This is a genomic window from Streptococcus suis (assembly GCF_002964045.1).
In the GTDB taxonomy this organism is placed as follows: Bacteria; Bacillota; Bacilli; order Lactobacillales; family Streptococcaceae; genus Streptococcus; species Streptococcus suis_U.
The window spans coordinates 1-526 of sequence record NZ_POPB01000245.1 but is presented as its reverse complement, the minus strand read 5'-3'; the positions used below and the strand labels follow the sequence as shown (position 1 = coordinate 526).

Sequence of the window (526 nt, the reverse complement as noted above, 5' to 3'; positions counted from 1 at the left end):
AGTGACGATAGCCTAGGAGATACACCTGTACCCATGCCGAACACAGCAGTTAAGCCCTAGAACGCCTGAAGTAGTTGGGGGTTGCCCCCTGTTAGATACGGTAGTCGCTTAGCGAAATTCCGCCATAGCTCAGTTGGTAGAGCGCATGACTGTTAATCATGATGTCACAGGTTCGAGCCCTGTTGGCGGAGTAAAGAGCAATCTTTAATTATATGGTCCGTTGGTCAAGGGGTTAAGACACCGCCTTTTCACGGCGGTAACACGGGTTCGAATCCCGTACGGACTATATTGGGCTCTTTGTCAACTGTAGTGGGTAGATGAAAAGCTAACACCTAGAGAGGACGAAATTGGTTCTCTCTTTCTTTATGTTCAAGGCAATCAAAATCCGTTTTCTAAAGTTTTCAAAGTTCCTAAAACCAAAGGCATTTCTTTTAATGACTTTGATGAGATTATTGGTAGCTTCCAGTTTGGCGTTGGAATAAGGCAATTCCATAGCGTTTAAAACCTTGTCTTTATCCTTTAGAAA

Annotated in this window: 1 protein-coding gene, 2 tRNA genes and 1 rRNA gene; 3 read left to right on the top strand and 1 reads right to left on the bottom strand. The window is 43.9% G+C overall.

Annotation, left to right across the window (positions count from 1 at the left end):
- The 3 genes from rrf to C1E99_RS02320 all read left to right on the top strand — a co-directional run.
- Nucleotides 1-113: ribosomal RNA gene (gene rrf / locus C1E99_RS02330) — 5S ribosomal RNA — on the top strand; the annotation flags it as partial.
- A gap of 5 nt (nt 114-118) precedes the next feature.
- Nucleotides 119-191, top strand: a tRNA-Asn gene (locus C1E99_RS02325).
- 23 nt (nt 192-214) lie between these two features.
- A tRNA-Glu gene (locus C1E99_RS02320) sits at nt 215-286 on the top strand.
- Between the two features lie 39 nt (nt 287-325).
- Here C1E99_RS02320 and C1E99_RS02315 read toward each other — a convergent pair.
- On the bottom strand, nt 326-526 hold a 201-nt coding region (locus tag C1E99_RS02315; RefSeq protein WP_161943210.1), incomplete at its 5' end, for a transposase.